Below are 23,445 nucleotides of genomic sequence, written 5' to 3'. Positions count from 1 at the left end.
ACCGACCATGATGGCCCGGGATCCCGATTGGCTGCTGGTGGGACAGGTGGTGGCGGCCCACGGCTTGCGGGGCTGGCTGCGGGTTAGGTGCTGGTCGGATTTTCCAGAGCGCTTCACAGAGCCTGGACCACGCTGGTTGCAGCGGGATACGGATCCCGAGCCCCTGCTGCACCCCTTGATCGAGGGGCAGTTTTTCCCGGCTAAGGGTCTTTATTTGGTGCGACTGGAAGGGATCCCCAATCGAACGGTGGCTGAGACCTGGGTGGGGGCTAGGCTGCTGGTACCGGCTTCCCACCGCTTGCCCTTGCAGCCGGAAGAGTACCACTACCGCGATCTCATCGGCTTGGCCGTCTATCACCAAGGGGAGCTGCTGGGACAGGTTTCGGGGATTTTGGCAGCCGGCCAGGATGTGCTGGAGATAACGACCTCTGACCATCGGCAGGTGTTGATACCCTTTGTGAAAGCCCTGGTGCCTGTCGTGGACTTGGAAAAAGGCGCGCTTCACGTGCAGCCGCCGCCGGGGCTGGTGGAGAGCTTTCTGGGTTAGAGTTCGGCAAGACGGCCTGACTTCCGTACCTGCATCCCATCCTGAACTTGGCCCTCAGAAGCGTCTGTGTGGCCGTTCTAGCCTTTTGTGCTATCATGGGGACAGTTTTTTGATGATAAGCTGATTCCTGGCCTTTAAGGTCAATTTTTCTGGGTTTCTGTTGATCTTGGCCGGGAGCCTTCTTCGGAATTGGAGTTGGGAATGACGGAAAACTACGGTGCAGAGCAGATCCAAGTTTTGGAAGGCTTGGAGGCTGTGCGCAAGCGGCCTGGCATGTACATTGGCTCCACCGGGCCGAAGGGGTTGCACCATTTGGTGTACGAGGTGGTGGACAACTCTGTGGATGAGGCCCTGGCCGGCTATTGCAATGATATTCAGATCAGCCTGCATCCCGACGGCTCGGTATCCGTTTTGGACAATGGCCGTGGCATTCCGGTGGACATCCACCCCAAAACCGGTCAGTCGGCCCTGGTTACGGTGCTGACGGTGCTGCACGCGGGGGGCAAGTTTGGCGGTGGCGGCTACAAAGTCTCCGGTGGGCTGCACGGGGTGGGCGTGTCGGTGGTGAATGCCCTCTCCGAATGGGTGGAGGTGACGGTTTGGCGAGAGGGCAAGGTTTACTTTCAACGTTTCGAGCGCGGGGCGGTGGTGGGATCCCTGAAATCTGAACCCCAACCCAAGGGATCCAACCGGCGGGGTACAGAGGTGCGCTTCAAGCCGGATGGGCTGATCTTTCCCGAGCGAGAGTTTGACTATGCCGTATTGGCGGCCCGCTTTCGCGAGTTGGCCTACCTCAATGCCGGCTTGAAAATTACCTTTAGCGATCTGCGGCGGGATCCGCCTCACTGCGAAACCTATCAATATGCAGGCGGCATCAAGGAATATGTAGCCTTTATCAACCACGAAAAAACGCCCATCCACTCCGACATCATCTACATCCAAGGGGAGCGGGATGGGGTGGAGGTGGAAGTGGCCCTGCAGTGGTGCTCGGATGTGTACACCGACACTTTGATTGGCTTTGCCAACAACATTCGCACCAACGAAGGAGGCACCCACCTAGAGGGCCTGAAAACCTCTCTCACCCTCACCATCAACAGCCAAGCCCGCAAACTCAACAAGCTGAAAGATTCCGACAGCAACCTGGCTGGGGAAAATGTGCGCGAGGGGTTGACGGCCATCGTCTCGGTCAAGGTACCCAACCCCGAGTTTGAGGGGCAAACCAAAACCAAGTTGGGCAACACCGAGGTGCGGGGCATTGTGCAAACCCTCGTCTCCGAGGCGCTCACGGAGTACTTGGAGTTCAACCCCAACGTGGCCAGGGGGATCGTCGATAAGGCCATCCAGTCCTTCAATGCTGCCGAGGCAGCCCGGCGGGCCAGAGAATTGGTGCGGCGCAAATCTGCCCTGGAATCTTCCACGCTGCCGGGGAAGTTGGCCGATTGCAGTTGCCGCGACCCGGCGGAGTCTGAGGTGTATTTGGTGGAAGGCGACTCTGCAGGGGGCAGCGCCAAACAAGGTCGGGATCGGCAGTTTCAGGCGGTGTTGCCCTTGCGCGGCAAGATCCTCAACATTGAAAAGGCGGATCCCGCCAAGATCTACAAAAACGCCGAAATTCAGGCGATGATCACAGCGCTGGGTTTGGGAGTTAAAGGCGATGAATTTGATCCCAGCCAACTGCGCTACCACCGCATCATCCTCATGACCGATGCCGATGTGGACGGTAGCCACATTCGCACCCTGTTGCTGACCTTTTTCTACCGCTATCAAAAGGCGCTTCTGGAACAGGGCTATGTCTATATCGCCTGTCCGCCGCTCTACAAAATCGAGTGGGGTCGCAACAATGTTCGCTACTGCTACAGCGACGCCGAGAAAGACCAAATCCTGCGGGGGCTGCCTGCCAACGCCAAGTACACCATCCAACGGTTCAAGGGTCTGGGGGAAATGATGCCTGAACAACTTTGGGAGACCACCATGAACCCGGCAACGCGCACCCTCAAACAAATCACCATCGAAGATGCGGTGGAGGCGGATCGCATTTTCACCATCTTGATGGGAGATGCTGTTGGTCCCCGACGGGAGTTTATTGAGGCCCACAGTGCCCATTTGGATCTGGCGGCTCTCGATATTTAGCGACTCTCGATATTGGGTGGAGAGAACTCTGTCCCGCCTCTTCGGGGCCCACGGCAGGGGGAAAGTGCTCCGCACCGCTGGCGCGAACGTAACGGTGTTGCAGACGAGGCCGCGAGCAGCCAAAAGCTCCCGGACGGGGCAAGATCCCAGTTGCAGCCCAGACCCTGTGGCAAAGTGAGGGAAGAGCGTTCCAGATCCTGCTATGCCTGCATTGCTTACGGCTCTTCTTGCGGTGCTGGGGGGCTATCTCCTGGGATCCATTCCAACCGGCTATTGGGTAGGCCGTTGGTGGGGGGGGATCGATATTCGCCAACAGGGATCCGGCTCTACCGGAGCGACCAATGTGTTGCGGACGTTGGGCAAGGGGCCCGCCCTGCTGGTGTTGCTGGTGGATGCTGCCAAGGGGGCAGCAGCAGTGGCTCTGGGATCGGCCTTGGGATCCGCGTGGTGGGTGGTTTTGGCGGCATTGTTCGCGGTGATCGGCCATAGCCGTTCCTGCTGGCTGGGCTTCAGGGGGGGCAAATCGGTGGCCACCAGCCTGGGGATCTTGTTGGCTATGGCTTGGCCAGTAGCCCTGACAACTTTCGGCGTCTGGCTGCTGGGGCTCGCCCTCACCCGCATCGTTTCCTTCAGCTCCCTGCTGGCGGCAGTGGCGGCTCCGGTGGTGATGTGGGCAACAGCTCAACCTTTGCCCTATTTGTTGTTTGCGTTGGCGGGCGGGGTGTATGTGATCGGTGCTCATCGGCGCAACATCGAGCGCCTACTGGCCGGGTCGGAGCCGCGCATTGGCCAAAAATGGACGCAATCTCCCTAATTTTCAAGGCACTGTGAAGCAGCTGTATTACTCCGCAACGCTATGCAACCGACCACAGTGGTTTTTGTCTACGGATCCCTGCTGCGGGGCGGCCAATACCACAGCTTGCTGCAGGGGGCAGAATTTTTGGGGACAGACAGCCTCAACCACATTGATCTTTACAGTCTCGGCCCCTACCCGATGGCAGTTCGTGGCCGAAACCGGCTCTACGGCGAGTGCTACCGCATCCCCTTGAGTCTATTGCCCCGATTGGACGAACTGGAAGACCACCCGCGGGTGTACGAACGGCAGTGGGTGCAACTGGATAGCGGCACCTTTGCTTGGGTTTATCTGGGTCGGCCTGAGCAGGTGCAAGGGTGCTCGCTCATCCCCAGTGGCCGCTGGCTGGTTAGAGATCAAAGTGGAGCTTGACGCCCTCAACATACTGGGGCGGCAACAAAGACTCTATCCCACTGTTGTGCTCCGCACCACTGTCGCGAACGCGAGTGTGAACGGCTGCGGACGGATCCCATTCTTGGGAATCAGGCTCTTTGGCGGAGAGAACACCAGCATCCACAGGGCTGGAAACGCGCTCCAGGTAGTAGATGCGATCCCCGCGTCGCCAAATGTCTGGCTCAGGCAGGTAGAAGAGCCGACCCGGTCGAGATGAGCCGCTCCTCAGCCGCTGCGGGCGCACCAACAACAAGGGCAGGCATAGATCGGCTTTGATTCGATAGGCAAACTGATCCCGCAGCCGTTCAAGGGTGGGATCCTCCAGTCCCATCTGGGCCAGGAAGGGATTGGGCAGCGCTGGTGCTGAAAAAGCGCTCCGCACCGCTGTCGGGAACGACTCTTGAGCCGTCAAGACATCAGCTCTATTGCTCCGCACTGCCTCCGGCAGGGTTGAGGCCGCATTCGCAGAAGCGTCACGTAGCGATAAAGGGAGAGGCAGGCCCAGGTCTGCCAACGTGGGTAGGGTGATCGAGCGCAGCTCGGCCCGATTGGCCTCCAGATAGCCGGCCCAGCGCTGCAGTTGGGGGAAGGAAGGCTGCAAGGTGCGGATCCCTTCTGAGATGGGCATATCCGGCAGCAACACCGTCCAGATGGTGGCCGAAACCGAGAGTTTCACCATCAACTCGGCAATGGCCCAGTTCACCTGCGGATCCAGAGTCAGGATCAACAGAGTTTCCGCATGGTCGATATCGGCCTTCAACAAAGCAGACTCGTTCAGTACAGCTTCCTGCAGGGATCCGGGGATGGCTTCTGGCTTGCCGACTTCCTGGCTTGGGGCAGACTTGTGGGTGCCGTTGCCGTCAGAGGAATGAAGTTGTGGGGGCAAGCCATCTGCTGGACGACGCTTCGGCGTTCCTGACAGGGATGTGGAGGACTTACGGGATGGCGGGATGGAGTCCTTACCGTCTGTTGGGTGGGGAGCTTTGTAGCTGCCGTGCCCATTTTTGGAAGACCCAGAAACCAACGGGATCACCTCGACCGTCTGGTTGAGCGAGCGCATCAACTGGGCCAATTGGTTGGTGAGGGGATGATCGCCGATGATTATGGTGGAACTGCCCTGATCCAGACCCAGCCAACGGGCCACCCAAGCCGCGGTCAGCCCCTGTACCGTCACCGTCACCGAGATGGTCAAAAACACCAGCGCCTTGAGGGCATCTCCCCCGGTAATGCCCCGTTCTGTCAGCAGAATGGCAAACAAGGAGGCCACCGAAGCCGCCACAATGCCCCGAGGAGCCAGCCAAGCCACAAACAGCTTCTGCCGCCAATTCAGGTCGCTGCGCCAGGTACACAGCCACACACTCAAGGGACGGATGACCAGCATCAAACACAGCACTGTGGCCAGGGATCCCCAGCCCAGGGCAAACACCGCCTTGAGGGAGAGCGTGGCGGTAAGCAAAATAAAGATCACCGAGATGGCCAACACCACCAACTGGCCGTGAAACTGCCGCACACCCCGCTCGGCAATGGCCGCCTTCTGCCGCACCACCAGGCCCGCCATCACCACTGCCATCAGCCCCGCCTCCGATCGCAGCGACTGGGCCAAGGCAAACACCCCCAGGGCCCCCGCCATCACCACCGAGTTGCGCAGCTCCTCGGTTAAAAACTGCCGCGACCAAAGCAGGAAGGATCCCATCAGCCAGCCCCCCAGCGCTCCCACCGCCGACCCGATGGCCAGACGGCTGGACAACTGTTCCAAGGCCATGAGAAAACTGGGATGGCCAGAGAGCACCACCTGCAGCACCACCACCGCCAAAATGGCCCCGATGGGATCGATGAGCACCCCTTCTCCTTCCAGGAGGGTGCTGACTGCCGAATCGACTCGTACCCGCTTCAGGATAGGGTTGATCACCGTCGGCCCCGTCACCACCACCAGGGATCCAAACAAAAAAGCCAGCCGCCAGGGAAACTCCCCCAGATAGTGAGCTGCTGCCGCTCCCCCCACCAGGGTCAGCAGGGATCCCAACAAAACCAAATTGCGCAGGCTATCGGATACCGGATTGAGACGTTGCAGCCGCAGGTTCAGTCCCCCCTCAAACAAGATCAGAGCCACCGCCAACGACACCAGCGCTTCCAGCCCGGATCCCATGACTTGGGGATGAACCCAGCCCAAACCATCTGGTCCCAGCAACAGGCCAAACAGCAGCAGGAATACAATGCTGGGCACTTTGACAAAATTGGCCAGCACCTGAGCAGCGATCCCAGCCACCAGGGCTAGCGTAAACAGGATCGTCAGCTCAAATGAATCTTGCATATTGAGGCTTAACCGAACGCAATAGCGGGACGGAGCCCTTACCTTTCCAGCTACTGAACGCCAACCCTCTCATTGTTTCCATCGTTTTGTTTCCATCGTTAACGTCGTTATTACTCCGCAACGCTAACGCCAATACAGACTGCTGGAAAGTCTCCAATCGTCAAGGTGGCTCTGCCCATCACGTCAGCAGTTCATGAGCTCGAACATGCAGAGTTAACATTTAGTTAACCTCTGTGTGCTGGCTCCATAAAGTTGCAAAAGCTACACCCAGCTCCACTCTTTCTACAGTACACACGACTTACCTCAACCTATCACAGAGCGAGCTTGACGACCACTCTGGCATTGGGAGCCCTGTTGGAATGAAGGCCAATTAACATGCTGCCAGAAATCTCCCCTTCTAGGCTTTCTCGCCTTCTGAGCGGCTGAGACCGGTCTCTAAGGGCTTAACGCGACGGATAGGCAGATTGGCAATAAGAGCAGTCGTTCCCCCTTCCGTGGCCAAGTGAAACTGCATCCCTTCTGAATCCAGCTCCACATAGCGGGACACCACCCCCAAAATCTCCAGGCGCATTGATTCCAGCGCCGCCGGGGTGAGGTCAGCGCGGTCATGGGCCAAGATCAGCTTCAACCGTTGCTTGGCTTGCTGGCGGCTGTTGCCGGAGTGCCGAGAAAAAAGCTGATCCAAAAAATCGAGGAGCATAGGTTTTGTTGGCTTTGTTACTCAGTTGTGAAAGTTGTAAACAGGTCAAAATTGCCATTGCAACCTGGATGAATTAGAGATGGAACAGTCGTCAGAGCACCTTTTGGTTTAAAAACCGTTTGGCCCGCTCCCAAAAGGACTCGCCCAAACTGGCCATCTTGGGGAAGTCCACTGTTTCCCCTTCCAGCCGTCGGGCAATGCGCTGAATGGCCTGAGCAGCCAGAGTTGGATTGGCGGAGAGAACCAGGGGCTCCCCTTTGTTGGTGGAGACGATCACCTCGCGGTCTTCTGGAATGATACCCACCAACGGGATGGCCAGCACCTCCACCACATCTTCCACCGACATCATCTGGCCGGCTGCCACCATGTCCGGGCGCAGGCGGTTAACAATCAGCTGAGTCGATGAAATCTGTGCAGCTTCCAGCAGGCCCACCACGCGATCTGCATCCCGCACCGCTGCCACTTCTGGGGTGGTGATGATGATGGCCTCGTTGGCCCCGGCAATGGCATTGCGAAACCCTTGTTCGATCCCAGCAGGACAATCGATCAGCACATAGTCATGGCTGCTGGCCAGCTTCTCGATTAACTGGCGCATCTGATCCGGATGCACCGACGTTTTGTTGCGGGTTTGGGCTGCCGGCAACAGCGAGAGATTGGGGGTGCGCTTGTCTTTCACCAAAGCCTGCTCGAGGCGGCACTCCCCGGCAATCACCTCTAGGGCCGTGTACACCACCCGATTCTCCAGCCCCAGCAGCAAATCCAGGTTGCGCAGGCCAAAGTCTGCATCCACCACCACCACCGAGCGACCCAAGCGCGCCAAGGCAGTGCCCAGGTTGGCCGTCACGGTGGTTTTGCCGACTCCACCTTTACCAGAGGTTATGACAATGACTCGGCTCATACTCCTCTCCGCAAAAAATCCTGAAGGCTGGCGACGCAGATGACATCCTCCTGCAGGTAAACCACTTCAGGGGTGTTGGGCAGGGATCCACCTTCTGGCGGACGGGCCACTTGATCGGCAATGCGCAACTGAGTGGGCTCCAACTGCAAAGCCAAAATTACAGCTCCCTTGTCGCCGTCGGCCCCCGCGTGAACCAGGCCCCGCAAGCGTCCCCAAACCCAAACGTCTCCTCCGGCAATGATCTCGCCGCCGGGGTTGAGATCCCCCAACAGGAATACGGATCCTCTGTGACGCACGGACATGCCAGAGCGCACTGTCGAACGTAGGTACAGAGGTGTGGTGTCTGGGGGAGCAAGGGGAACTGCCTCCAAAAGGGAAGATTGCTCCACAGAATACCCCAACGTCGCTGCTGCAATCGCTGTCGAGCGGGATCGAGTTTGAACGCGCCACAGTTGCAGTCCATGCTGAGACAATAGGGCAGCAAGAAGTTGTAGGGTGGGCATGTCCAGCTCTCGCTGCTGGCTCCAGAGGGTGAGGGGAGCGACTCCGGCCCAGTAGGGTTTGCGGCTGCGCAACTGCCAAACCAGGTTTTCCCAAAGCTCCTCCCAAGGCAAGGTGCTGGGCAAGTGCAGATGGATCCCCTGGGCATCCGACCGAAAGTAAACGCTGCCCGTGGCCCAGGAGTCTGGAGATGAGGAGATTTCAGGGTTCCATGTAGGGGATCCCGTCATGACCGCCCTTAAACGTCTGCCTGAATATAGAGCCCTATCCTATTCCATTCCCCCAAGCCAGGGGAAACTCTCTCGGCGGTTGCCCTTGATAGCAAAGCGGTTTCGCTTGGGTGGCAGGACAATCTTGCTTCGGGATCGCTAACTTGAGGGTACTTGATGGAGCCAATTCCTGATGTTGAAACCTCGCCACACCCTCAGGCTGCTCGCGCCAGCAGGACAGGATCCTCTCCTCTCCAAGGGGTGGAGTTCTCGCGCGGTGAGACCGGTCGCCATTGCCCTACTCAGCATTCTTGCGGCATCTGGGATGGGATCCCCTGCCCATGCCCAAGATCTGGGCCGTTTGCTGATTCATGGCCTTCAGTGGCTGCAGGTGAGCCAGTTGAACGATGCCCAAGAGGTGAGCTTAGGCCGCCAGATCGATCGACAACTGAAAGCGCGGGGACAACTTCGCCTCAGTTCGGATCCCTACTGGGTCGAGCGGGTGAACCGCATTGGCCAACGGGTGGCCGCCCACAGCGAACGGCCCCATCTGCCCTACACCTTTCAAGTGGTGGAAGATCCCGACATCAACGCCTTTGCCACACTGGGAGGCTTTGTCTACATCACCACTGGTGCCCTCGCAGCCGCCGACAACGACGACCAGATTGCCGCCGTGCTGGCCCACGAGGTGGCTCACATCGGCGAACGCCACGGCCTGCAACAACTGCAGCAGGCTGCCACTGCCCAGTTTGGGGCTCAATTGTTGGGGCTCAACGACAGTACCCTGGCCGCTCTGGCCCTGGAATTGGGAGTACGGCGCCCGCAGAGCCGTGAGAACGAGTTTATCGCCGATGAAAAAGGTCTGGGGGCAGCCTATCGCGCCGGGTTTGACCCGCAGGGCATGCCGCAATTTTTGGCCAAGTTGCAATCCCGCGGATCTGTGCCAGAGTTCCTGCGCACCCATCCCCCCGTCTCGGAGCGCATTGCCCGCCTCAACCAGCTCATCATTCAGCACGGCATGGTCAGCCCAGCCGGTCAGACCGTTCCACTCCACGGCTCCGGCGGCTCCATTTGGCCCTCCGGATCCCCCGAACAAACCCAACGCACCGAGATTGAGATCCTGCCGCTACTCCCTGTCCTGCCCTAACTCGGCACAGAGGGATCCCTTCTGCCCAAGGCCGGCTGAAATGGCTCTCGCTCCCAATCTTTGGCCTTGATGACTTCCTGTGTTTCTTGGTCGGGGATGGCTACTGGTGGAGCTATGCTTCACAGCAAAGGCAGGCCACGCAGTCTCCGCAACTGGTTGAGGTGGGCCGGGCAATCACAGCCGAATAGGGCAATAGCTGCGTTGCTTTCTTCAAGGGTGAACTCCAGAAAGGGATGCTCTGTCACCTCGACCTCAACCCAGGACTCCGTCCCGCTAACGCGAGTGGCTGGGATGGGATCCTTCTGCTCGGGAACAAGGAGAGGATGTCTCCACGGCAAAGAACGGGAGCGGACGACACCCAAGTCAAATGGGGGCGCATCCGGGGCAGAAGCCCAAGCCGCAGGAGCAGACAAAAGCAGCAACGCCCACAGAGCCGGTGTAGCCCACCTTGCCCAGCGCCAATAGGAATAGGGGATCCCTGCCATAGACTTTGCTAACTCACTAGTGTACCGTCCGCTTTGGATTTTGCCAGGGAGTGGCTGAAGCGAAGAGGACGTCATAGCTGCGCAACGCTAACGCGACTGGCCGGCATCGTCTCAGGAACCGTTGGGTCACAGCCGGCGGATCCCATGCCAAACTTTGGTTTAGAATATTTTTAGATTCGAGATTCAGTCTCACTCATTTGAACTTGGGGAGGCCAACCTTTAGCCCTGCCAAGGATATCCCTCTTCTGCAGCGCTCCACTGGGATCTAGCTTCCTGCCCTTTCCCGTCCTGTTTTGTTCATTATCTCTACCAACTCAGGAGTTTCTTATGGCCGTTCCAAATGGTCATTCCGGCACGCTTCCAGAGCAAGAGGCTTCTTCTATGGGAAAGGACGCCCTCCCGCTAACGCAAACGGGTAACGCTCTAAACCTGGCTCCCCTGCCTGCTGATGGGGCCTCTGCGGCTGCTCAGATGCCGGTACTGCTGGGGGAGAAATCCGGCCCGCCCGTGTTTCCCAGCCCTGTCAAGTTCAGCGAAATTGAGATTGACCACCGTCCGGTTGGGGCTTCGACCCTGAAAGTGGTGGATTACTATGCCGACGGACGTCCAGTTGCTGCTGCAACTCTCAAAGTCGTGGACACTTGGGGGGAGGGACGCCCAACGGTTGCCTCTGGCGCCAAATTCATCCATGACCCCGCGCTCAATCGGCCGATAATGGCCGATGGCCTGAAAATTGCCAAAACCTTTATGGGCAACCGACCCATTGAGGCCAGCCCCCTCAAGGTGCTGCGCTAGCCCAGATCCCCAAGGGGGGCCAGGGATCCCCTTGCTAACCTAGGTTAGGGCACAGCAGGGCAGTGAGCATGGAGATCCTGGCGGTTCTCTTGGGGCTGTTGGCGGGCTTGGGAGGAGGAGCGGGCTATCTGGCGGATCAGACGGCGCGGCAGCTTCTGTTGGATCAGTTGGATCGGGCAGAGGTTTTGGAGGTGCGCATCCAAAGCCAGCCCAATTACCGGCTGCTGAATGGCCAAGCGGATCGCCTGCTGATCGCCGGTCGCGGGCTCTATCGAGCGCCCTTTCCCCGCATCGAGCTTCTGGAGCTGGAAACTGATCCGGTGGCAATTGACCCCTCTTTTTTCCAGGGGGCTCCCTTGCGCCTGGCGCGACCTCTGCAAGCGGCGGTACGGGTGTTGGTGCGGGAAGAGGACTTGAATGCTGCCCTCAACAAGCCGGAGGTGCTCCGCCAGTTTCAGGATATCCGCGCCGATCTGCCTTTTGGGGGAGCTGGAAGGGAAGCTCGCCGTTTTGATCTGCGTCAGCCCCGCGTCGAGTTTTTGGATCCCAGCCGCATTCAGCTCTCTGCCCTCTTGGTGGAGAAAGACGGCGGTACTGAGCAAAAGGACTCCGTCCCGCTAACGCGAGCGGTGGAGGTGGTGTTTAACACCGGGATCCGCGTGGAAGAAGGGCGCAGCCTAAAGCTGGAGAATCCGGAGTTTGTGATCGGTTCTGTGCGGGTTCCCGATGAGATCTCAGCAGCGTTTTTGGGCGGGCTCAATGAGGTGCTTGACCTGCAAGAGCTGGAAGAGATTGGGATCCTGATGCGGGTGCTCAGCCTAGAGATAGAGCCTGACCAGTTGCAGGTGATTGGGTTTGTGCGGGTGGAAGGGTTGGAAAGGACCTCGTCCCGCTAACGGGGATCCCCATTGAGCAGGGATGAGCTCCCCAGGGCTGCGCTCTAGCAGGAGAGCTGCTCTGTCAAACTGGATAAAGATCAGCCAGGCTGGAGATGGGATTATGGCCTTCGATTGGTTTCGCCGCCGCTATACCGACTCTACCGACTCTTCTGGTGAAGCAGAGCCTTCGCCACCGGCCCCGGAACCGGCGGAGATCTCCCCGGAAGACTATTTGGCCTTCGCCAAAGCCGCCTATGCCAACCTGAAGGCCCGTACCGCTGCCCAAGCCCCACCGGCAACCCAGGACTCTGTCCCACCTGCGCCAGCGGAAGGGATCCCTGCAGAATCCGTCCAGCCACAGCCACCGGCCTCGACTGAGGACTCCGGCCCACTTGCCCAAGCAGAACCCCGTGAACCCGTCCAGTCCTCCACTCCAACACAAGAACCAGCATCTCCAGAATCGCCCCCTGTGCAGCCGGCGGCAGCTCCCTCGTTTTTCGATCTGGCTCCCCGTGCTGCTGAGCGTCTCCAAGCCCTGCAAGCCAGCGCCGTGGATGAGCCCAAACCCGAGCCGGTGACTCCAGCCGTTGCTCCTTCTCCAGAGACTGGGCCGGAAGAGCTGGTCTTCGATGAGGGCTTCCGCTGGTCAGCCGAGATCCTGGCGGCCCAAGGGCGCAAACCGGAAGAGATTTCCGTTGAGGAAATCTCCTGGCTGCAAAAGCTGCGGCGAGGCTTGGGCAAAACTCGCCTTAACCTGATCAACCAGTTGAAAGCCCTGGTAGGCCGCGGCCCCCTGGATCAGAAGGCTGTGGAAGAAATTGAGGCCCTGTTGCTGCAGGCCGATGTGGGGATCGACGCCACCGAGCAGATCATCCAAGCCCTACAAAAGCGCATGCGAGAGGAGGTGGTGCCCCCAGAGGAGGCCGTCAAATACCTCAAGCAGCAGATGCGGCAGATGTTGACGGTGGGGAATCCCACCTTTGCCCCACAACGGGACACGCTCAACATTTGGCTGATTGTCGGGGTGAATGGGGCGGGCAAAACCACCACCATTGGCAAAATTGCCCATGTCGCCCGCAAGTCTGGATACCGCTGTCTGATTGCTGCTGCTGATACTTTCCGGGCTGCTGCTGTGGAGCAGCTCAAGGTTTGGGCAGAGCGAGCAGGGGTAGAGGTAATCGCCAATCCCTCTCCCAATGCCGATCCGGCAGCGGTGGTTTTTGACGCCATCACAGCCGCCAAGGCCAGGGGCACCGAGTTGCTGTTGGTGGACACGGCAGGCCGTCTGCAAAACAAGAAAAACCTGATGGACGAGCTAGCCAAGATCCGCCGCATCGTTGACAAAAAAGCTCCCGAAGCCAAAGTAGAAAGCCTTCTGGTGCTGGATGCCACCCAAGGGCAAAACGGGTTGCGCCAAGCCGAGGTGTTTGCCGAGGCTGCCAAGTTGAGCGGTGTGATCCTGACTAAGCTGGATAGCACCGCCAAGGGGGGGATTGCCCTGGCCATTACGCAGCAGATGAACCTGCCCATCCGCTTTATCGGCGCCGGCGAGGGGCTAGAAGATCTGCGGCCTTTTTCCAGCTACGAGTTTGTGGAAGCTCTTCTAAGCGAGTATTGAGGCACCCCCTCTCTGAGAAGGGCCATTGTGAAAGAGAGACACACAGATCCAGGCTTTGTTGGGCGTCGCCCCCGCTTTCTGCCCTGGAGTGCTGCAGTGGTGGGGGCAGGTTTGCTTTGGGCTTGGGGTGGGCACCGCTGGATCCAGAGCGGGTTGAACCTGGTTCGGGCGGGATCCACGCAGGATACAGAAGCTTTGCAGGAATTTGTAACCACCTTGGCTCAGGTGTTGTCGGGGGTGCTGGGCTTTACCCTCTCGGTGGTGGCCATTGTGGTGCAGTTGAGCGCGGATCGCTTCACGCCAAAGGTCACGGAGCTGTTTTTGCGCGAGAAAGTCAATTTCTACCTCTTCTTTTTCCTGATTCTGGCCAATGTGGTCAGTTTGTGGAGTTCGGCAGCCCTGAGCCTTTACGTTCGCGTCGGCGGTGTGGAGCAACAACGTCTGGGGCTGCTCATCGGTCTGAATTTGCTGCTGGGCACAGCCTCGTTTTTGGTGCTGATCCCCTACTTTCGCTTCGTGTTTCACTTCTTGCAACCGGCCTCGATTATCCATCGCATTGAGCAGCAGGTGCGGCAGGCCGTTTTGGGATCCCTTGCTTCCAGGAGATCAGGATCGGACTCCGGATCCAAGAGGGGCTATTTCTCCCGTTGTTCACTGCAACTGCGGCCTCGTCACGACAACGTTGTGCAGCAACAGCGATGCGCAGGAATACAGGGTGCCGTAGGCATAGCAACAGAGCAGCACTCTCCAATGGGCGAATGCTCGCCAGCTCATCAGCGCTGCCTCTCGGCTCTGGATGAAATCAAAAGCATCGCCACCAGTGCTCTCCGTCAGCAGGAGGGGAGCATTCTCCTGGAAGCCTTGGACAGCTTGAAGTCTCTGTGGGTCTTCTATGCTGCTCACAAAGCACAACTGCCCCCTGCCTGGTTTCTCTTTACCCCGGCTCTGCGGCGGGATCCGGACTTTGCTTCGGTGGATAGGGGCCTGCTGGGCCGGATCGAGGCAGAGGGATCCTGGCTGGAGCTGAAGATACTGCGGCAGTATCAAGCCTTGTTTGCCGAGGGGCTAAACGGCATGCGCCAGGCGAGCACCCTGGTGGCCATTCACAGCCGGGAGCTGGGGATCCGCGCCCTGGAAGCCCAACAACTCACGGTAGCGGGGTGGGTGATCAAGTTTTTCAACACCTATCTGCGGGCCGTCATCAACGCGCGAGACATCCGCAGCGGCTACAACCTGCTCAAGCAGTACCGCTTGTTGGCCGAGGCAGCCCTACAACACCGCCAGTCGGCTCTGGTCTTGCAGATTGTTGGCTACTTTCGCTACTACAGCTTAATTGCCTACAAAGCTGGCCTCTTTTTCCTATCTGAAACCTTTGGCTTTGATCTGGGAATGTTGGCCCAGTCGAGCTGTGCTCTGGGCTCTGAAACAACGGAAGCCATTGTGCAAGCCTTGTTACGTCTGGATCAGGATCCCGAAAGCGAGCAACAGGAAACCACCCTGCGTGGGATCCGCAAAACCCAAGTCCGCTTGGCAGCCTATTTCCTCAGTCGTGGCCGGGAGGACTGGGCCAGGCTGATCTATCAGGATATGCAGCACGAGCCCCTGGCGCGCCTGCAGAGCATCCACCAAGAGCTGCTCTCTACGGCTGCAGAGTTTTGGGAGTTTACCGACCGGGGGGAGAACTTCTACTACTTGGAGCCCGCTCTTTGGCCCTATGCCGATCGCGTAAGCGGGACGGAGTCCTTTCGCGTCAGCGGGACGGAGTCCTTGCAGTTTTTTAGCTGGTTTCAGGGCTTAACCTTGCCGGCAGATAAGCTGAAGAGCATGACTCTAGTCAATAATAAGCTCAACTATACTGAAAATAATGTATAATATGTTCAGTACGGATTACTACCAGTTGATCTTTCTGTTTACTTTCGAGTCTGCCAACATGGTAGCCAAAGCAAAGCAGAAAATTGGTAGTAAGACGACACGGAAACTGCGCTTTGGGTATTCTACTCAAAGCTTTGCGGGATACCGCCATTCTGGTTGGAAACAAACAGAATGCTATCGCTGCATAGTTGAACAGTGATGTTCAGCAGTGTTCAGCGTAAATGTATCAGCTCCTCTGGATCTCTGGAGCTTCCCTAAAAAATTCTGCCGCTCGCGTAAGCGGGACGGAGTCCTTGTCTAGTCTGGTTAGAGCCGCCCCTTGCTGACTTGTCCCATCGCGTTAGCGGGACGGAGTCCCATGCGTCCTTTCGGCAACCCCAACCGTCTGGGCAGTTCTCCTAGCCGCAGATCCCTGCCGGGATCCAGCTCCTTCGTTCAGTTTCGCCGCGACCCGCACCTAGTGCCCTTTTGGGGCCTAAGCCTACTAGTCATGGGCCTGGCAGTGCCTCTGTTTGTGCTTTCGGGGGCGGATCCCAGTTTGGCCGGCTGCGACGAGAGCTTTTATGCCCAAATGGCCCGCGAGCTGCTGCGGGGAGGGCATTGGCTGGGGCCCACTTTTTTGGGGGAGCCTTTTTTCGAGAAACCCCCTCTGCTCACCTGGAGCGTGGCCCTCAGTTTTGCCCTGTACGGGGTAAACGAGTGGGCAGCGCGGCTGCCAGGGATCCTCGCTGCTTTGCTCTCCATTCCCCTGGTGGGTTGGATTGGGTGGTTTTTTTTGCCGATGCGGGCGGCCTTTTTGGGGATGGCGGTTTTGCCCCTGTGCTACCTCTGGGTGCAGCAGGGGCGGCTGGTGGGGCAGGATGTGCCCTTGACCTTTCTGGAGCTGCTGGGGATCCTGGGGCTGGTCAACGGTATCCGCGGCCACAGGGTTTGGTTTTGGCTAACCGGAGTGGCCTTCGGGCTGGGCCTGCTGATGAAAAGTGCCATGATCCTGCTGCCGGGGGCGGCTTTGATCCCCTATCTCGTGCAGCAACGGCGCCGCTGGATGGGATCCGCCCCATTTTGGCTGGCGCTTGGGCTGGGCTTGGGGATTTTTGGCCTCTGGCTAGGTCCAGCCATGCAGGTGTATGGCCCACAGGTGCTGACCACCCTGGTGGGGAAGGTGTGGGATCTGGGGCAAGAGCCCTTCCATGCGGATGCCACCGGCTGGTACTACTTTTGGCACATTCCCGTTCATGGCTTCCCGTGGACGGTTTTGGCTTTGGTGGGTGGCTTTCTCCTGGTGCGCCAGCAGCCGGGATCCACGCTGCTAATCTGGTCTTTCCCCCTGCTGCTGCTGTTGTTGTTGCAGCTTTATCCCACCAAAACCCCCTACTACACCGTGCAGCTTTACCCTTGGCTGGCTCTCTTGGCCGGGGTAGCCTTGGATCAAGCGTTGGCTATGCGGGGTCGCGTCAGCGGTGCGGATCGCGTTAGCGGGACGGAGTCCTTGCACTTAAAGCCCCGTCTGGCTCAGGTGATCTCTTGGGGCCTGGCAGCGGTGGGGCTGCTGCTGTTGGGTTTGGGGGTGGCCGTCCGGCTGGGCGTAGACGGTCTGGAGCTTCTGCAATCCCACGCTTGGCCGCTGGTGGCGATGGGTCTTTTGTACCTCTTGCTGCCGGGGATCTGGAGTTGGTGGCGGGTGTTGCGCTGCGCCGGCGAGCTGTGGGTGGGAATCCTCTTGTTGGCCGGGATCCTCGCCATGATCACCATCGTCTTGCGGCCTGATTTCGGCAACTTCAGCCCTGCTTTTGCCCAAATGGATTGGAACCAAATGCTGCCCCCGTCCGTTCGCGCTATTCGGACGGAGTCCTCGACAGAGTCTGGGGAGACGGTGGTGGATATTGGCCGCAGCGGCTTGCCGGATGTCTGTCAGGCCCAGGCCATCGCTTTTTATACCCCTAATCCGGGGAGATGGGTGGATGATCAGGCTCTGCGACGAGGGGAGCATGGAGACTACCTTTGGGTATCTCCGGTGCAGGCAGAACAGGTGGAGATCCGGGATTTGGGGTTACAACCTCTGGCGGAGGTGGAGGGCTGGCAACTGGTGCGCCGTTTGGATCCCCTCTTGGAGCAGGGCAGCGGGGAGCCTCTTTGAGTTTAAAAATCTTAAGTTTAAGAATCCTAGGAAGTGTTAAAGCATGGCGGGAATAGCGGAATCGGGCCGGTCGTGGGTGTCTCTAGAGCGTACCTGGGTAATCCAGGGATTGGCTTGGCTGGCAGCGCTGCTATTTGTGGCGGGGGTGATCCTGCTGGCGGGGGCTTCACCTCTCCAGGTGGCGGCCAGCATGTGGCAGGGGGCCTTCGGCACTGAAGCTCAGTTTGGCCGGGTTTTGGCAACGCTGGCTCCCCTTGTCCTCTGCTGCTGTGGGCTGGTGTTTACGTTTGTTGCCGGTCTCTACAACTTGGGCATCGAAGGGCAAATGGTGGTCGGGGCAATTGCGGCCACGTTTCTGGTGCGTCTGGAAGCGGGATGGTTGCCGCCGCCACTGGCCATTACCTTGGCGCTTTTGGCCGGGATCCTGGGGGGGGCGGGCTGGGGCCTGTTGGCTGGGATCCTGAATGTGTGGGGGCGGGTCAACGAGATCTTCGCTGGGCTGGGGCTGAATTTTGTTGCCCAAGGTTGGGTGCTCTACCTGATCTTCGGCCCTTGGAAAAGGCCGGGGGTGGCTTCCATGAGCGGGACGGAAGTGTTGGATCCCCGTCTGTGGTTGCCCACCTGGGGGCGGTCAGAGGCCAGTCCGGTGGCGTTGCTGCTGGCCCTGTTGGCTTTGGCCCTGACGGTGCTGGTGGTGGGCAACACTCGCTTCGGCCTGCAGTTGCGGGCGGTGGGGAAAAACCCTGTAGCTGCTTTCCGGTTGGGGATCCCGGCTACCCGCAGGTTGCTCATGGCATTTGCCTGCTGTGGGGGCTTAGCAGGGCTGGCGGGCGCCTTGCAGGTGTTGGCTCTGTTCCATCGCCTCATCCCCAATATCTCCAGCAATTTGGGCTTTCTGGCCTTGTTGGTGGTGATGCTGGCAGGCTTTAACCCCCTGCTGATTTTGCCGATTGCCTTTTTCTTCAGCAGTCTTAACATCGGCAGCTTGCAACTGCCTCTCTCTTTGCAATTGGAGTCTTCTTTGGCCGGTGTGATTCAGGGATCCCTGGTGTTGTTCGTCTTGCTGGCCCAAGGGATCAGCCGCCGCTACTTCCTTGGGAAAGGTTAATGGCTTCGGCGATTTCTGGGATCCCTTTGCGTTAGCGTTGCGCAACAACGAGATTTAACTCCTATCGCGGGGGAAAACTTTGGATTTTTCTGCTCAGGACAGTGGTGCGGTTCCTCTGCCGTAGGCATAGCACCATCAACATCGGGAAATAAGGTTATCGTAGAAGGATGAATCGGACATCCCCTTTTTCAAATCGACCGCTCATCGGCGTTACCACCCGCAACCGCAATGACGAGGGAGACTTTGTAGCGCCAGGCCGCTATGTGGATGCCATTCGTGCTGCCGGAGGGATCCCTGTTCTTTTTCCCCCAGGCGAAAGCGAGCCCCAGGTTTTGCTGTCTTGGGTGGATGGCCTGGTGTTGACCGGTGTCGGCGACCTCTGCCCCAGCACCTTTCGCGGTAGCGGGACGGAGTCCTTTGGAGAGGATCCGCAACATCCCCAGGTGCGCTATGTGAACGCGGAGCGGGATCGATTTGAGGTGGCCTTGGCTCAGGCCGTGCTGGCCCAGGGGATCCCTGTTTTGGGCATTTGCCGGGGGATGCAATTGTTAAATGTGGTCAGTGGCGGCAAGCTGTTCGCGGTAGCGGGACGGAGTCCTTTCGCGTCAGCGGGACGGAGTCCTTGCACTTCCGTCTGTTTCAAGCCTTTGTGCAGGCAGCACTGCGTTTTTCCCCGCGCCTAGCTGGCCTGCTGCCCAACCCTGAGCCCGTACCCCAAGTCGCCTAAAGGAAGGTTCCCAGCCAGAGGACAGTCCTGCCGTTGGAGAATCATCCAACAGTTATCCCGTCAGTTATCCCGTGCTAACTTCTAGGCGGTACCCCCTTGTCAGGAAGCGCCGATCGCGGTAGCGGGACGGAGTCCTTTCCCGTCAGGGTGCCGTACGCATATGAACAGGAAGCGACCGCTGGAGAGGGTTGTCTCTCTAGGGCTGGCTTTTGCCAGCTCGGCTCTTTTGGGTGCCTGCGGCGAGGATCCTGCTCCTTGGCTCCGCCAGTTTGGAACCCCTAGCTCCGACGAGGCCCACTCCATCGCTGTAGATGAGAGGGGAAACGCCTGGGTGGTGGGAGTTACCCACGGAACTCTTCCCAAGCAGGCCGGGGCAGGTGGGGGAGATGCCTTTGTGCGCAAGTACAACGCCCAAGGTAAGGAACTCTGGACCCGCCAGTTTGGAACTTCCAGTCTTGACGAAGCGCTAGCCGTAGCGGTGGACAGGTGGGGAAACGCCTGGGTGGCAGGGGTTACCTACAGGACTTTCCCCCACCAGGTCAGTGCCGGGGGGAAGGAAGCTTTCGTGCGCAGGTACAATCCCCAGGGCAGGGAACTCTGGACTCGTCGGTTCGGCAGTGGGGAGTTGGACGGGGTCACGGCTCTTGCCGTGAATGCAGAGGGCAACGTCTGGGTGGCGGGGGATGCCGTTCGCGGTAGCGGGACGGAGTCCTTAGCCCCTTCCGGCCAATCCAGGGGTAAAAGCTTTGTGCACAAGTATGACTCCAATGGCAACCTGCTCTGGACTCGAGAGCTCGAGCTCCATCGGCGGGCCGGTGCCCTGGCTGCCGACGAGGAGGGAAATGTCTGGGTGGTGGGATCCATTCAAGAAAGCCTTCCGGGACAGTCGGTCGCGTCAGCGGGACGGAGTCCCAGAGCGGGAGGCTTTGTGCGCAAATATGATCCCGAGGGCAACCAGCTCTGGCTTCGCCAGTTTTCAGGCGGGAGGGGTGACGGGGCTTTTTCCATCGCTGTAGGTGAGATGGGGAATGTCTGGATAGCGGGATTCATCCAAGAAGCTCCCACCGGCCAGGCAGGGGAGTACAGCGTTCTTGTGCAGCAGTACGATGCCTACGGCAACCAACTCTGGAACCGCCAATTCCCAGGCAAACGGAGGGAACGAGTCCTGGCCATCGCTGTGGATGGAATCGGGAACATTTGGGTGGCAGGACATACCCAGGGAACCCCAGCGGGTCAGTTGCCTAGCGATGCCTTTGTGTGCCTTTACGACGTCAACGGCAATGAACTCTGGAGCCACCAGTTTGGAACCCCTGACTTTGAATGGATCGGTTCTCTTGCTTCGGATAGAAGGGGAAATCTTTGGGTGGCGGGGGTAACTTGGGGAGCCTTTCCTGACCAACCCCGAGCCGGCATGAAAGATGCCTTTGTACTCAAATACGCTCGTTAGGCTGAGGCTTTGCCAGGGCGGGATCCCTCTGCGGCAGCTCAACACCCCAGTAGCCAGCAGAAAGCTGCCCCATGCTAGGCTCTAGGCGGTGCTGCCCTAGTCGGCAAGGGGGGACTTGAAGGATATGAAAAAAAGGGTGGGCAGGGTAGTTTTCGCAAGTGCTTTAACTTTTTTTGCCAGTTCAATTCTTCTGAGAGCCTACGGTTCGCATTCAATCGAGTGGGCTCGCCAGTTCGGAACTCCTGCGAATGAGGTGGCTGACTCTATTGCTGTCGATCGCGCCAGCGGTGCGGAGCACTTTCGCGCCAGCGGTGCGGAGCACTTTGGACAGGGCAATGCTTGGGTAGCGGGAACCACTACGGGAGCCCTTCCTGACCAGTTGAGCGCTGGGAGCTGGGGTGCTTCTGTGCTTCAAGTACAGTCGCTAAGCCTGAGCTTCCTTCCCTTGGGAGAGCGGCCATGCACCGAATAGCTGCTTTGCCAGGGGGATGGGATCCTTCCCAATCCGGCGTCATTTTCTTGGAGCAGGATCCCGCTCCCATCGTTATCCTTTCGGCAGCCGATACGGATCTCACGGCCTTGAGCGCAGCCCTGCGCCTGTTGCCCGGCGATTTTCCGGCGGTGCGGGCGGCCAATTTGTTGCAGTTGCAACAGCCCCTAAGCCTGGATGACTATGCCGAGAGGGTGCTGCGGCGGGCGCAGGTGGTGCTCCTTCGCCTGTTGGGGGGAAGGGCCTACTGGAGCTATGGCCTGGAGGTAGCCAAGCAGGTGGCCGCCGAGGAGGGATCCACCCTGATCGTCATTCCTGGGGACGATCGCCCCGACTGGGATTTGGTGAGCCATTCCACTGTGCCCCTGGCGGTGGCGGATCGGGTGTGGCGGTACTGGCTGGAGGGGGGAGCGGAGAATGTGGCTGCCTGTCTGCTGTTGCTGGCTAGGGAGTTCCTAGGGGGCCAATATTCGGCGCCGGATCCACAAGGGTTGCCTCGTCTTGGGATCTACCAACCTCCCGTAGCCTCGCCGACGGATCCCCAAGCTCCCAAGGTGGGGATTTTGCTCTACCGAGCCCATGTTCTGGCGGGGAACATAGAGCCGGTGGATCAATTGGCAAAAGCCTTGGTGGAGCGGGGGCTGCAGCCTCTGTGCCTTTACACCTACAGCCTTCAAGATCCCGACTTGCCCCAGGCCATTCGGGATCACTTTGGCAGCCAGATTGACCTGTTGCTCAACACCACCAGTTTTTCGCTGGCGCGGTTGGACAGCCACCAGCCCGATGTAAGCCTGTGGCAGGAATTGGATGTGCCCGTTTTGCAGGTAATCCTTAGCAGCGGATCCCGCCAGAGCTGGGAGGACTCCACGCGAGGACTGGGAGCGCGGGATCTGGCCATGAATGTGGCTTTGCCGGAGGTGGATGGGCGCATCATCAGCCGCGCCGTTTCCTTCAAGGCGGTTCAACAGCGGGATCCCCACTTGCAAACGGAGGTGGTGGCCTATGCGGCTGTGCCGGATCGGGTGGAGTTTGTAGCCGATTTGGCGGCCAACTGGGTGAAACTGCGGCGCACCCCTGCCAACCAGCGCCGTCTGGCTCTGATTTTGGCCAACTACCCCAGCCGGGACGGGCGGCTGGCCAATGGGGTAGGGTTGGATACACCGGCAAGCTGCGTGGAGATTCTCAAGGTCCTGGCGGAATCCAGCTACCGGGTGGGGCCCCTGCCGCAGACAGGAGATGAGCTCATCCGCTGGCTCACCCAGGGCCAAACCTATGACCCGCTGGGATCCCTGCGCCCCGCTCGCCAATGGCTTTCTGCTGCCCTTTATCGAGAGTGGTTTGCCCGCTTGCCTGAGCCCATCCAGACCGACCTCGTCCGGCAGTGGGGGGATCCGCCCTCTCGAGATATTCCCGTGGTGGGACTGCAGTTAGGGCAGGTGTTTGTAGGCATTCAGCCCCCGCGAGGCTATGACCGGGATCCGTCCTTGAACTACCACGCCCCGGATCTGGTGCCCCCCCACGAGTACCTGGCTTTTTACCTGTGGCTGCGGCAGGTCTTCGCCGTTCAAGCGGTGGTGCATGTGGGCAAGCACGGCAACCTGGAATGGCTGCCCGGCAAGGGATCCGCCCTTTCCGCCACCTGCTACCCGGAGATGGCCCTGGGGCCGCTGCCCCACTTCTACCCCTTCATTGTCAACGATCCGGGAGAGGGATCCCAGGCCAAGCGGCGAGCCCAGGCAGTGATTATCGACCACCTCACCCCGCCCCTTACTCGTGCTGAGCTGTACGGCCCCCTGGCGGACTTGGAACGGTTGATGGATGAGTACGTGCAGGCCCAACAGTTGGATCCCAGTCGTTGTCCCCTGATTCGCGCCCAGATTCAGGAGCTGGTTCGAGCCGAGCATCTAGACCAGCAGTTCAACTTGGAAAAAGAAGAAGATTGGAATCGCCTGGATGGCTATCTCTGCGAGCTAAAAGAATCTCAGATTCGCGATGGGCTGCACATCTTTGGTCGAATCCCTGCCGGTGAGCAGCTTGTTGATCTGGTGGTAGCCCTGGCCCGCTACCCTGGCCACGGGCAACTGGGGATTACTCAGGCCATTGCCCGCGATTGGGGATGGGACTGGGATCCCTTGACCGCCGACCTGACAGATCCTTGGCCAGAGGGATCCCCGAACTCGCCGTAACCCAAGCCAAGCG

At 59.2% G+C, this 23,445-nt stretch carries 19 protein-coding genes and 1 pseudogene; 15 read left to right on the top strand and 5 right to left on the bottom strand.

The genetic code is table 11. The features are described from left to right. Positions 1-7: 7 nt before the first annotated feature. The 4 genes from rimM (at position 8) to CYB_RS01505 (ending at position 3,902) form a co-directional block, all read left to right on the top strand. Complete coding sequence (gene rimM, locus CYB_RS01520; protein ID WP_011431990.1) at positions 8-547, top strand: ribosome maturation factor RimM; 540 nt, start codon at positions 8-10, stop codon at positions 545-547. Between the two features lie 201 nt (positions 548-748). Next, entirely contained in the window at positions 749-2,677 is a 1,929-nt protein-coding gene (gene gyrB, locus CYB_RS01515) for a DNA topoisomerase (ATP-hydrolyzing) subunit B (protein WP_011431989.1), read from the top strand. A 202-nt stretch (positions 2,678-2,879) separates the two neighbouring features. Continuing rightward, positions 2,880-3,491 carry a glycerol-3-phosphate 1-O-acyltransferase PlsY gene (gene plsY, locus CYB_RS01510; RefSeq protein WP_041436109.1) on the top strand — a complete coding sequence of 204 codons (612 nt, stop codon included), beginning with the start codon at positions 2,880-2,882 and terminating at the stop codon, positions 3,489-3,491. 42 nt (positions 3,492-3,533) lie between these two features. Then, positions 3,534-3,902 carry a gamma-glutamylcyclotransferase family protein gene (locus CYB_RS01505; protein ID WP_011431987.1) on the top strand — a complete coding sequence of 123 codons (369 nt, stop codon included), beginning with the start codon at positions 3,534-3,536 and terminating at the stop codon, positions 3,900-3,902. On the opposite strand, the gene CYB_RS14015 is transcribed toward CYB_RS01505, so the two are convergent. The 4 genes from CYB_RS14015 to minC form a co-directional block, all read right to left on the bottom strand. Further along, positions 3,880-6,234: a cation:proton antiporter gene (locus tag CYB_RS14015; protein WP_011431986.1), complete on the bottom strand. Its 2,355-nt coding sequence runs from the start codon at positions 6,232-6,234 to the stop codon at positions 3,880-3,882. The genes CYB_RS01505 and CYB_RS14015 overlap by 23 nt on opposite strands. Positions 6,235-6,631: 397 nt before the next feature. Beyond that, positions 6,632-6,934 (bottom strand): cell division topological specificity factor MinE, encoded by a 303-nt coding sequence (minE, locus tag CYB_RS01495; protein WP_011431985.1) that lies wholly within the window; start codon positions 6,932-6,934, stop codon positions 6,632-6,634. Between the two features lie 91 nt (positions 6,935-7,025). After that, on the bottom strand, positions 7,026-7,832 hold the full coding sequence (minD, locus tag CYB_RS01490) for a septum site-determining protein MinD (protein WP_011431984.1): 807 nt from the start codon (positions 7,830-7,832) through the stop codon (positions 7,026-7,028). Then, a complete protein-coding gene (gene minC / locus CYB_RS01485; protein WP_011431983.1) occupies positions 7,829-8,563 on the bottom strand; it encodes a septum site-determining protein MinC in 735 nt (244 codons plus the stop codon). The genes minD and minC overlap by 4 nt, the downstream gene beginning before the upstream one ends. 172 nt (positions 8,564-8,735) lie before the next feature. Here minC and CYB_RS01480 point away from each other — a divergent pair, with 172 nt between their 5' ends. Beyond that, positions 8,736-9,689 carry a M48 family metallopeptidase gene (locus tag CYB_RS01480; protein ID WP_011431982.1) on the top strand — a complete coding sequence of 318 codons (954 nt, stop codon included), beginning with the start codon at positions 8,736-8,738 and terminating at the stop codon, positions 9,687-9,689. A gap of 119 nt (positions 9,690-9,808) precedes the next feature. Here CYB_RS01480 and CYB_RS01475 read toward each other — a convergent pair whose 3' ends face one another. Then, positions 9,809-10,174 (bottom strand): hypothetical protein, encoded by a 366-nt coding sequence (locus tag CYB_RS01475; protein WP_041436106.1) that lies wholly within the window; start codon positions 10,172-10,174, stop codon positions 9,809-9,811. Positions 10,175-10,501: 327 nt separating this feature from the next. Here CYB_RS01475 and CYB_RS01470 point away from each other — a divergent pair, with 327 nt between their 5' ends. The 10 genes and pseudogenes from CYB_RS01470 to cobN all read left to right on the top strand — a co-directional run bounded on the left by CYB_RS01470 (position 10,502) and on the right by cobN (position 23,432). Continuing rightward, positions 10,502-10,969 (top strand): hypothetical protein, encoded by a 468-nt coding sequence (locus tag CYB_RS01470; RefSeq protein ID WP_011431981.1) that lies wholly within the window; start codon positions 10,502-10,504, stop codon positions 10,967-10,969. A gap of 68 nt (positions 10,970-11,037) precedes the next feature. Beyond that, positions 11,038-11,865 carry an LmeA family phospholipid-binding protein gene (locus tag CYB_RS01465; protein WP_011431980.1) on the top strand — a complete coding sequence of 276 codons (828 nt, stop codon included), beginning with the start codon at positions 11,038-11,040 and terminating at the stop codon, positions 11,863-11,865. 103 nt (positions 11,866-11,968) lie between these two features. Beyond that, a complete protein-coding gene (ftsY, locus tag CYB_RS01460) occupies positions 11,969-13,465 on the top strand; it encodes a signal recognition particle-docking protein FtsY (protein ID WP_011431979.1) in 1,497 nt (498 codons plus the stop codon). 27 nt (positions 13,466-13,492) lie between these two features. Further along, on the top strand, positions 13,493-15,337 hold the full coding sequence (locus CYB_RS14010) for a DUF2254 family protein (protein ID WP_049749549.1): 1,845 nt from the start codon (positions 13,493-13,495) through the stop codon (positions 15,335-15,337). A 4-nt stretch (positions 15,338-15,341) separates the two neighbouring features. Continuing rightward, positions 15,342-15,525: pseudogene (locus CYB_RS15605) on the top strand (hypothetical protein); the annotation flags it as partial. A 170-nt stretch (positions 15,526-15,695) separates the two neighbouring features. After that, positions 15,696-17,474, top strand: a complete 1,779-nt coding sequence (locus CYB_RS01450; RefSeq protein WP_011431977.1) for an ArnT family glycosyltransferase — start codon at positions 15,696-15,698, stop codon at positions 17,472-17,474. Positions 17,475-17,550: 76 nt separating this feature from the next. After that, complete coding sequence (locus CYB_RS01445; protein ID WP_238376851.1) at positions 17,551-18,582, top strand: ABC transporter permease; 1,032 nt, start codon at positions 17,551-17,553, stop codon at positions 18,580-18,582. 167 nt (positions 18,583-18,749) lie between these two features. After that, positions 18,750-19,265 (top strand): gamma-glutamyl-gamma-aminobutyrate hydrolase family protein, encoded by a 516-nt coding sequence (locus tag CYB_RS01440; RefSeq protein WP_011431975.1) that lies wholly within the window; start codon positions 18,750-18,752, stop codon positions 19,263-19,265. A gap of 204 nt (positions 19,266-19,469) precedes the next feature. Then, positions 19,470-20,756, top strand: a complete 1,287-nt coding sequence (locus CYB_RS01435; RefSeq protein WP_011431973.1) for an SBBP repeat-containing protein — start codon at positions 19,470-19,472, stop codon at positions 20,754-20,756. Between the two features lie 459 nt (positions 20,757-21,215). Further along, a complete protein-coding gene (gene cobN / locus CYB_RS01430) occupies positions 21,216-23,432 on the top strand; it encodes a cobaltochelatase subunit CobN (RefSeq protein ID WP_011431971.1) in 2,217 nt (738 codons plus the stop codon). Positions 23,433-23,445: the final 13 nt, after the last annotated feature.

Source organism: Synechococcus sp. JA-2-3B'a(2-13) (genome assembly GCF_000013225.1).
Classification (GTDB): domain Bacteria; phylum Cyanobacteriota; class Cyanobacteriia; order Thermostichales; family Thermostichaceae; genus Thermostichus.
Note: the sequence above shows the minus strand (reverse complement) of the source record. Positions and strands in the feature narration are given on the sequence as shown.

Excerpts from the sequence above, each read along its gene's own strand:
- rimM (WP_011431990.1), top strand. The coding sequence starts at position 8 with ATGATGGCCCGGGATCCCGATTGGCTGCTGGTGGGACAGGTGGTGGCG.
- gyrB (WP_011431989.1), top strand. The coding sequence starts at position 749 with ATGACGGAAAACTACGGTGCAGAGCAGATCCAAGTTTTGGAAGGCTTG.
- plsY (WP_041436109.1), top strand. The coding sequence starts at position 2,880 with ATGCCTGCATTGCTTACGGCTCTTCTTGCGGTGCTGGGGGGCTATCTC.
- CYB_RS01505 (WP_011431987.1), top strand. The coding sequence starts at position 3,534 with ATGCAACCGACCACAGTGGTTTTTGTCTACGGATCCCTGCTGCGGGGC.
- CYB_RS14015 (WP_011431986.1), bottom strand. The coding sequence starts at position 6,234 with ATGCAAGATTCATTTGAGCTGACGATCCTGTTTACGCTAGCCCTGGTG.
- minE (WP_011431985.1), bottom strand. The coding sequence starts at position 6,934 with ATGCTCCTCGATTTTTTGGATCAGCTTTTTTCTCGGCACTCCGGCAAC.
- minD (WP_011431984.1), bottom strand. The coding sequence starts at position 7,832 with ATGAGCCGAGTCATTGTCATAACCTCTGGTAAAGGTGGAGTCGGCAAA.
- minC (WP_011431983.1), bottom strand. The coding sequence starts at position 8,563 with ATGACGGGATCCCCTACATGGAACCCTGAAATCTCCTCATCTCCAGAC.
- CYB_RS01480 (WP_011431982.1), top strand. The coding sequence starts at position 8,736 with ATGTTGAAACCTCGCCACACCCTCAGGCTGCTCGCGCCAGCAGGACAG.
- CYB_RS01475 (WP_041436106.1), bottom strand. The coding sequence starts at position 10,174 with ATGGCAGGGATCCCCTATTCCTATTGGCGCTGGGCAAGGTGGGCTACA.
- CYB_RS01470 (WP_011431981.1), top strand. The coding sequence starts at position 10,502 with ATGGCCGTTCCAAATGGTCATTCCGGCACGCTTCCAGAGCAAGAGGCT.
- CYB_RS01465 (WP_011431980.1), top strand. The coding sequence starts at position 11,038 with ATGGAGATCCTGGCGGTTCTCTTGGGGCTGTTGGCGGGCTTGGGAGGA.
- ftsY (WP_011431979.1), top strand. The coding sequence starts at position 11,969 with ATGGCCTTCGATTGGTTTCGCCGCCGCTATACCGACTCTACCGACTCT.
- CYB_RS01450 (WP_011431977.1), top strand. The coding sequence starts at position 15,696 with ATGCGTCCTTTCGGCAACCCCAACCGTCTGGGCAGTTCTCCTAGCCGC.
- CYB_RS01440 (WP_011431975.1), top strand. The coding sequence starts at position 18,750 with ATGAATCGGACATCCCCTTTTTCAAATCGACCGCTCATCGGCGTTACC.
- CYB_RS01435 (WP_011431973.1), top strand. The coding sequence starts at position 19,470 with ATGAACAGGAAGCGACCGCTGGAGAGGGTTGTCTCTCTAGGGCTGGCT.
- cobN (WP_011431971.1), top strand. The coding sequence starts at position 21,216 with ATGCACCGAATAGCTGCTTTGCCAGGGGGATGGGATCCTTCCCAATCC.